The following is a 7,568-nucleotide window of genomic DNA, read 5'->3' on the forward strand; positions in this document are numbered from 1 at the left end:
TGATGACAGAGCGATCAAATGCGTGGGGCAAAAATCCGAAACAAATGTGCGCGATTCGCGCTGGCTGCGGCTGTGATGGCCGCCGCGACTGCCCCTGCACATGCGGAAACCGAAGCGCTGGATTCGCAAGTCTCGGTCGTCAGTTCCGGCAGTTTCTATAAGGTTCGCGACCTGCATTTCGGTATCGTTGCTGCAAGTCCGCTGCCCGGTACGGTGACGGTTGCGCCGAACGGCACGCGTACTTCAACCGGCGGCGTTACCTTGATAGGCAACAGCCATTACCCTGCCGAGTTTGCTGGCATGAAGCCAACCCAGCCGAACCGTCCCGTCAGGATGCGCGTCGGATCAAACACTGTGTTGCTGACCGGCCCAGGTGCGCCGATGGTCGTCAGCTTGTTTCGCGCGAATACCAACCCCGCCCAAACGCTCAGCACGATCCCGCGCAACTTTCAGGTGCAGCAGTCGAGCAACGGCGCTTTTGCGCTTTATGTCGGAGCGACGCTCGCTGTAAACGCTAACCAGCAGCCGGGAACCTACACCGGCACCTGGACGCTGACGCTCGATTACCAATAGCATAAAAAAACCTCAGCAGTCGGCGGCAAATCGCGAAATCTTCTGTTTACCAAATAGTTATAACTATACTTCTATAACTATATGAATGCGCTTCGCCTCCGTCCATCCTTTCACACTTTCAATGTGCGCCATATTCGCAAGTTGTGCCTCAGGTGCTTGGGCGCAGAATGCCGCAGAGCAGGGGCGTTCTCAGGTCGGAGTCGTAACTCCGCTTAGCTTCATCCAAACTGAGGAGTTGAGTTTCGGTCAAATCATTGCCAGCAACACAGCCGGAACCGTTACCGTTGCGCCGGACGGAAGCAGAACGCGGACAGGCAATATAACGCTGCTGGGTGCCAGCCACCAACCCGCGGAATTTGCCGGCATGGGCGCATTCAACCAGCGCGTGCAGGTGTCATTGGGAAGCAATTCGATTTTCCTCACCGGTCCAGGTGTTCGCATGCGCGCCCGCACATTTGTCATTGGGAGCACGCCGACCGCTGTTTTGACGACAACACCCAGAGTGTTCCGCATTGCCGGGGCAACCGGTGCATTCCGGTTTCCAGTCGGCGCAACACTCGAAGTCGGTGCCAACCAGGCCCCGGGCACCTATCGCGGCACCTGGACAATTACACTCAATTACCAATAACTGCCCCGTTGCCGAGGGAGCACAGCTTTGCTAACGGCTTGGGCATGATCGAAGCGCCTGAAACCATCCTAGTCCGCACCCACCGCATCGCCTGCGACGGCAGCGGCGAAGGCGTTCCCGCCGCACTGGGCCATCCACGTGTGTGGCTGGAAATCGACGAGAGCGGCATGGTCGAATGTGGCTATTGCGATCGCCGCTATGTGCTTGTCGGCGGACCTGCCGATAATGGGACGCCAAACAACAGCTGAAGCCCCTTCCGTTCCGTGCCACAGTCCTTATATCGGTGGCATGAGCATATCAGACCCGCGCAGCTTCCTTTATCAACCCGGCCTTCTCGATCCAGATGGCGCCTTGCGCGTAACGCGCGACGCCCTGAAGGCGTGCGACGATGGCGAACTCTATCTGCAATATAGCGCCAGCGAGAGTTTCGGTTTCGACGATGGTCGCCTGAAGATGGCGGATTACTCGACCGCCTCCGGCTTTGGCCTGCGCGGCGTTTCGGGCGAAATGACAGGTTTCAGCCACGCCAATGATTTGAGCGAAGGTGCCATCCGCCGCGCAGCGGAAACGCTGCAATTGCTCGATCCCGCAAAGGGGCAGGCTGCACCGCCACCGCGCAAGAATAACCGCCATCTTTATACCGACGGCAATCCGCTCGATCTGGTTCCGTTCGCGAAGAAGGTTGCCCTTTGTCAGCAGATTGACGCTGCCGCCCGAGCACGCGACCCGCGTGTCGCACAAGTGTCTGTCAGCCTCGCAGGCAGTTGGTCCGTGATTGAAATCGTCCGCGCCGATGGTTTTGTCGCGACTGACATCCGTCCGCTGGTGCGTCTGAATGTCTCTATTGTAACCGAAGAAAATGGCCGCCGCGAAACTGGCACCTACGGCTTTGGCGGCCGCAAGCTCTATGATGACCTTTTCGATGAAGCCGCATGGAACCATGCGATCGACGAGGCGCTGGCACAATCACTGACCAACCTGCGTTCGGTCGATGCCCCTGCGGGCGAAATGACCGTGCTGCTCGGCCCTGGCTGGCCCGGCGTGCTGCTGCACGAAGCGGTCGGTCACGGCCTAGAAGGCGATTTCAACCGCAAGGGCACCAGCGCCTTTTCGGGCAAGATTGGACAGCGTGTGGCTGCGCCCGGCGTGACCGTGGTCGACGATGGCAGCATGGCAGATCGCCGAGGTTCGCTTTCAATCGACGATGAAGGCACCCCGACGCAGGAAAACATCCTGATCGAAGACGGCATATTGAAAGGCTATATGCAGGATCGGCTGAATGCGCGGCTGATGGGCGTTGCGCCCACTGGCAATGGCCGCCGCCAGAGCTATGCCCACGCCCCGATGCCGCGCATGACCAATACCTTCATGCGCGGGGGCAATGACGACCCTGCCGAACTGCTGAGCCGGGTGAAGGACGGCATCTTTGCCAAGAGCTTTGGCGGCGGACAGGTCGATATCGTTTCGGGCAAGTTTGTTTTCAGCTGCACCGAAGCCTATCGCGTCAAGAACGGCAAGCTGGGCGACCCGATCAAGGGCGCGACGCTGATCGGCGATGGCCCGACGTCGCTCACCAAAATCATCGGCATCGGCAACGACATGGCGCTCGACGAAGGCATCGGAGTGTGTGGCAAAGGTGGCCAGAGCGTGCCTGCGGGTGTGGGGCAGCCGACTACGCTGGTTAGCGCACTGACGGTTGGCGGCACGGCTGGATGATCGACGACGATGAAGTGGAGGTTGTTGCACCGCCCGCAGACTGGGCGGAACAGCTTCTTCATTTCTGGTTCGTCGACCATGGCTTTGCCGATTGGTTCAAGGGCGGTGATGCCTTTGATGCTGCCGTCACTCAGGGCTTTGCGGCTTGGCGCGATGCCTTGCGTGAACGGCCGACCGACAATTTTCTGACGGACCCGCAAACCGCACTCGCCGCGGTCATCTTGTTCGACCAGGTGCCGCGCAACGCCTATCGGGGAACGGCTGAAGCCTTCGCCACCGATCATCTTGCGCTGGCGATTGCCAAGGCAGCCATAGCGGGAGCGTTCGACGCCAGCCTTTCGAAGGACGAGCGGCTGTTCCTGTATCTGCCATTTGAACATAGCGAAAATCGGGACGACCAGCGCGAATCCGTCCGCCTGATCAGCCAACTCGGCGATCCGGACCTGTTGAAATATGCGCAAGACCATCAGGCAATGATCGAACGCTTCGGTCGTTTCCCGCACCGCAACAAGACACTTGGCCGCACAGATCGCCCGGGCGAGGCAGAGGCTGTTGCAGCAGGTAACAACTGGTAATTGCTGGCACTATTGCTGCTAATCGCTTGCGCTGCATCAATGCAGGCATATAACTTAAGCACATAGAATCGGGTCGCACAGGTTCCAGGCGCAATAGCGTCGAACGGAAGGAGTTTTGCCGTGCGCACGATGTACCGATTTGCTTCAATTGCCACTCTCGCCGCCGCATTTGCGGTTGTTCCCGGCTCTGCCCAGAAAACGACCGGCCCCAAGGCGACCTATGCCATGGACGTACAGACCATGTCGGGAATGGGTATGGGAGCCATGATGGGCGGCGGCCTCGGAAGCCTGCTTGGCGGGGGCGGCGATAATTATATGCTCGAACTGCGGCTGACTTCGGCCACGCCGTCGCCAGTCCAACCGGAAAAGGGCGATCATTTCTTCCAGCCGCAAGCCAAGATGGGCAAATCAGTACCCTTGCTCGGTGATGCGCCGGGGACGACAAAGCCTGACCGCGATTATGATCCCAATCAGACGATGGAAAAGCCCAAGGGCCGCATCCTGATGTTCTGGGGCTGCCACGCCAATGCGCCCAAGGGCCAGCCCTTCATCATCGACTTCGCCAAAATGCCGACCGCGAAAATGCCCGCCAACATGCCGCAACAGATGCAGCGCTATGAGGCACAAGCCAAGGCGCGCGATGCGAACGCCGCCTGGTGGCCCAATGGCAAGAGCGGCAAGCAACCCAAATCGGGTTCCTCGTTGCGCGGTGAGCACCGGATCGCCAGTGCCTTCACACCCGAAATCAAGTTCGCATTGGTCAATGATTATATGGCCTCGCTGAACGTGACCACGAATGACTCAGGTGCCCCGATCCTGCTCAACTGGAACAGCGTGCCGACCGCCACGGGCTATGTTGCCTGGGCGATGGGTGGTATGGAGCGCGCTGGTCAAGGGGGCGACATGGTGATGTGGACCTCAGCCAACAACCGCGATTTTGGCGAAGGCATGGGCTGGCTGTCGCCCGCCGAAGTACAACGACAGATCGCCGCCAAAAATGTGATGCCGCCCTCGCAGACCAGTTGCCAGATCCCGGCCGAAGCCAAGGCGGCTGCAGGGGGCATGATGTTCGGTAGTATGAACGCCTTTGGCCCTGAAGAAAATTTTGCCTTCCCGCCCAAACCCGCCGACCCGAAAGCTGTCTGGAACATCGAATGGACCGCCAAGGCCCGCTTCCGTGCCTTTGCAAGCTTTATGACCGGCATGGGCAATGCTGGTGCGGGCAGCTTGGGTGACGGCGGAACCGCCCCTGCCCCTAAGAAGAAAAAGCCATGCAAGGGCCCGCTTGGGATTCCCATTCCGGGGACGGAGTGCTGATGAGAACTCTCCCCTCCCGTTAACGTGTGGGGAGAATAGGCATCCCAATATCGCACTGGACGCCACTCCCTCGGTTTGGCACTAACAGCAGATGTCCGAATTTTTCGACGCCCTGAACGACAAGCATGTCGAGATGATCGGCAAGCAGCCGGTATTCTTTGTGGCAACGGCTGCTTCGGACGGCCGAATCAATTTGTCGCCCAAAGGCTATGACAGCTTTGGTGTGCTGGCCCCAAACCGTGTCGCTTATCTCGACCTTGGCGGTTCGGGCAATGAAACGCATGCGCATCTGTCAGTCGACGGTCGCATCACTTTCATGTTCTGCAATTTCGAACAGCCGGCGCTCATTCTACGGATCTACGGACGTGGTCGACCCGTTTTGCCGCAGGACGCCGAGTGGGCTGAACTGGCCAGCCATTTCGAAATCCTCCCCGGAACACGTCAGATCATCCTTGTCGATGTCGACAGTGTGCAGACCAGTTGCGGCTGGGGTGTGCCCTTCATGGCCTTTGAGCGCGAGCGCGAAACACTGAAGAAGGCGCATGCAGGAATGGATGCGGACGCCTGGATAGCAAAAGCGCAAGGCCGGACCAGAAGCATCGATGGAATAGCGACCCGGCCGACCGACCGCTATTTCGGGCCTGCTGACTGACCGTGCCGTCCATTAAGGTCGCAACCTACAACATCCGCAAATGCGTCGGCACCGATCGGCGCCGCAATCCGGAGCGCATTTTACAGGTGCTGGGCGAAATCGATGCCGACATCGTCGCGCTGCAGGAGGCCGACAGACGGTTCGGAAACCGGCTTAGCGCGATCCCCCACCATTTGCTGCTCGAGCAGGGCATCTATCAACCAGTTGAAATCGGCGGGCGGCCGCAAAGCATCGGCTGGCATGGAAATGCCTTGCTGGTGAAACGGGGCATCGAAGTCAGGCACAGCGAAATTGTTCCGTTACCGACCCTAGAACCACGTGGCGCTGTGCTCGCCGAGTTGGTGCTGAACGGGGTGCCACTGCGTGTTATCGGCACGCACCTCGACCTGTCCGGTCTCTGGCGGCGGCGGCAGATTCGCGCGCTGCTGGCACGGCTCGACGGGGCTAGCCACCATCTGCCTACCGTGCTGATGGGGGATTTCAACCAATGGTCGGATCGTGGCGCGCTTTCGGAGTTCGCATTCCACCACCACCGGCTGGTCAAAACACCGCCCAGTTTCCACAGCAACCGCCCTGTGGCGCGGCTCGATCGTATCATCGTCAGCCACGACATCATGGTTGAAAATAGCGGGGCGCATATTTCAGACTTGTCGAAACGGGCATCCGATCACCTGCCCCTTTGGGCGACACTCAAGCATGCCTAATTTTTATACAGCGTTTTTTCACTGATTATATTTTAGGCAGTTTATGTAAAGCCGGAGCCTGCAACCCTCGGAATCCAAGGCCTTCGGATTCTGGCACACCCTTTGCATTGTGCATTGCACAACCACAAAAGGGGGCGTGCATGAAATATATCATTGCCATCATCAAGCCGCACAAACTGGACGAGGTGCGTGAAGCGCTCGCCGGGCTGGGCGTGTCGGGCATGACCGTGACCGAAGTCAAAGGCTTTGGCCGCCAGAAGGGCCAGACCGAAGTTTATCGCGGCGCGGAATACACCACCAATATGGTGCCCAAGATCAAGATCGAAGTCGCCTGCACCAGCGAGAGCGCGGGTGCCGTGGTTGAGGCCATCCAGGCCGCTGCCGCTACAGGGTCGATCGGCGACGGCAAGATCTTCGAGATCGAACTTGTTGCAGCGACGCGCATCCGCACCGGCGAAGCCGGTGACGCCGCGCTTTAACCAGAACATCCGGACTAACCAGGGAAGAAAGCACATGCTTAAACACATGAAATGGATTGGTGCGACGGGGGCGGCTGTATTTGCAGCCCTGCCCGCTTTCGCGCAGGAGGCAGCCGAAGCGGTTGCAGAAGGTGCCGCTGCTGCAACGGCTGCGGTCGCAGATGGCCCGATCAAGGCCCCAACTGTCGAACAGATGGCGGGTATGGTGGACAAGGGTGACACCACCTGGATGCTGATCAGCTCCGCACTGGTGCTGCTGATGTCGATCCCGGCACTGGCGTTGTTCTATGGCGGCCTCGTTCGCACCAAGAATATGCTGAGCCTGCTGATGCAGGTTTTCATGATCGTTTCGGTCGCAGCACTTGTGTGGGTCAGCTATGGCTACAGCCTGGCCTTCACTAGCGGCGGACCATTTATCGGCGGCTTCTCCAAGGCATTCCTTGCCGGCGTCGATGCTACTACACTCGCAGCAACCTTCAGCAACAATGTCTACATTCCGGAATATGCCTTTGTCGTGTTCCAGATGACCTTTGCTTGCATCACCCCGGCGCTGATTGTCGGCGCCTTTGCAGAGCGTATCAAGTTCACGCCGCTGATCATCTTCACGGTATTGTGGCTGACTTTTGCCTATTTCCCCATCGCACACATGGTGTGGTACTGGGCTGGCCCCGACTTCCTGCCCGACGCACCGACAGATTTCGGTTACCTGTGGGGCATGGGTGCACTGGATTTCGCAGGCGGCACCGTTGTCCACATCAACGCCGGTATCGCTGGTCTGGTCGGCTGCCTCATCATCGGCAAGCGCGTAGGCTATGGCAAGGAAGCAACCCCTCCGCACAGCCTGACCATGACCATGATCGGCGCCTCTTTGCTGTGGGTGGGCTGGTTCGGCTTCAACGCCGGTTCCAACCTTGAAGCCAATGG

The 7,568-nt window shown here is 59.0% G+C and carries 9 protein-coding genes and 1 pseudogene; all 10 read left to right on the plus strand.

The features are described 5' to 3' along the window. Positions 1 to 18: 18 nt before the first annotated feature. Complete coding sequence (locus PKC81_RS11370; RefSeq protein ID WP_324336155.1) at positions 19 to 573, plus strand: DUF4402 domain-containing protein; 555 nt, start codon at positions 19 to 21, stop codon at positions 571 to 573. A 121-nt stretch (positions 574 to 694) separates the two neighbouring features. Beyond that, a complete protein-coding gene (locus tag PKC81_RS11375; protein ID WP_324336157.1) occupies positions 695 to 1,201 on the plus strand; it encodes a DUF4402 domain-containing protein in 507 nt (168 codons plus the stop codon). Positions 1,202 to 1,245: 44 nt separating this feature from the next. After that, entirely contained in the window at positions 1,246 to 1,449 is a 204-nt protein-coding gene (locus PKC81_RS11380) for a zinc-finger domain-containing protein (RefSeq protein WP_324336159.1), read from the plus strand. Between the two features lie 40 nt (positions 1,450 to 1,489). After that, positions 1,490 to 2,917 carry a metalloprotease TldD gene (gene tldD, locus PKC81_RS11385; protein WP_324336160.1) on the plus strand — a complete coding sequence of 476 codons (1,428 nt, stop codon included), beginning with the start codon at positions 1,490 to 1,492 and terminating at the stop codon, positions 2,915 to 2,917. Next, complete coding sequence (locus tag PKC81_RS11390; RefSeq protein ID WP_324336162.1) at positions 2,914 to 3,492, plus strand: DUF924 family protein; 579 nt, start codon at positions 2,914 to 2,916, stop codon at positions 3,490 to 3,492. Before tldD ends, PKC81_RS11390 begins: the two co-directional genes overlap by 4 nt. A gap of 129 nt (positions 3,493 to 3,621) precedes the next feature. Then, on the plus strand, positions 3,622 to 4,809 hold the full coding sequence (locus tag PKC81_RS11395; protein WP_324336172.1) for a hypothetical protein: 1,188 nt from the start codon (positions 3,622 to 3,624) through the stop codon (positions 4,807 to 4,809). A gap of 91 nt (positions 4,810 to 4,900) precedes the next feature. Beyond that, positions 4,901 to 5,461 (plus strand): pyridoxamine 5'-phosphate oxidase family protein, encoded by a 561-nt coding sequence (locus PKC81_RS11400; protein WP_324336164.1) that lies wholly within the window; start codon positions 4,901 to 4,903, stop codon positions 5,459 to 5,461. Between the two features lie 2 nt (positions 5,462 to 5,463). Continuing rightward, complete coding sequence (locus tag PKC81_RS11405; protein WP_324336167.1) at positions 5,464 to 6,165, plus strand: endonuclease/exonuclease/phosphatase family protein; 702 nt, start codon at positions 5,464 to 5,466, stop codon at positions 6,163 to 6,165. A gap of 140 nt (positions 6,166 to 6,305) precedes the next feature. Beyond that, positions 6,306 to 6,644, plus strand: a complete 339-nt coding sequence (locus PKC81_RS11410; RefSeq protein ID WP_115550021.1) for a P-II family nitrogen regulator — start codon at positions 6,306 to 6,308, stop codon at positions 6,642 to 6,644. Between the two features lie 34 nt (positions 6,645 to 6,678). Continuing rightward, positions 6,679 to 7,568: pseudogene (locus PKC81_RS11415) on the plus strand (ammonia channel protein); the annotation flags it as partial.

It is taken from the genome of Sphingorhabdus sp. (genome assembly GCF_035329025.1).
Taxonomy (GTDB): Bacteria; Pseudomonadota; Alphaproteobacteria; order Sphingomonadales; family Sphingomonadaceae; genus Sphingorhabdus_B.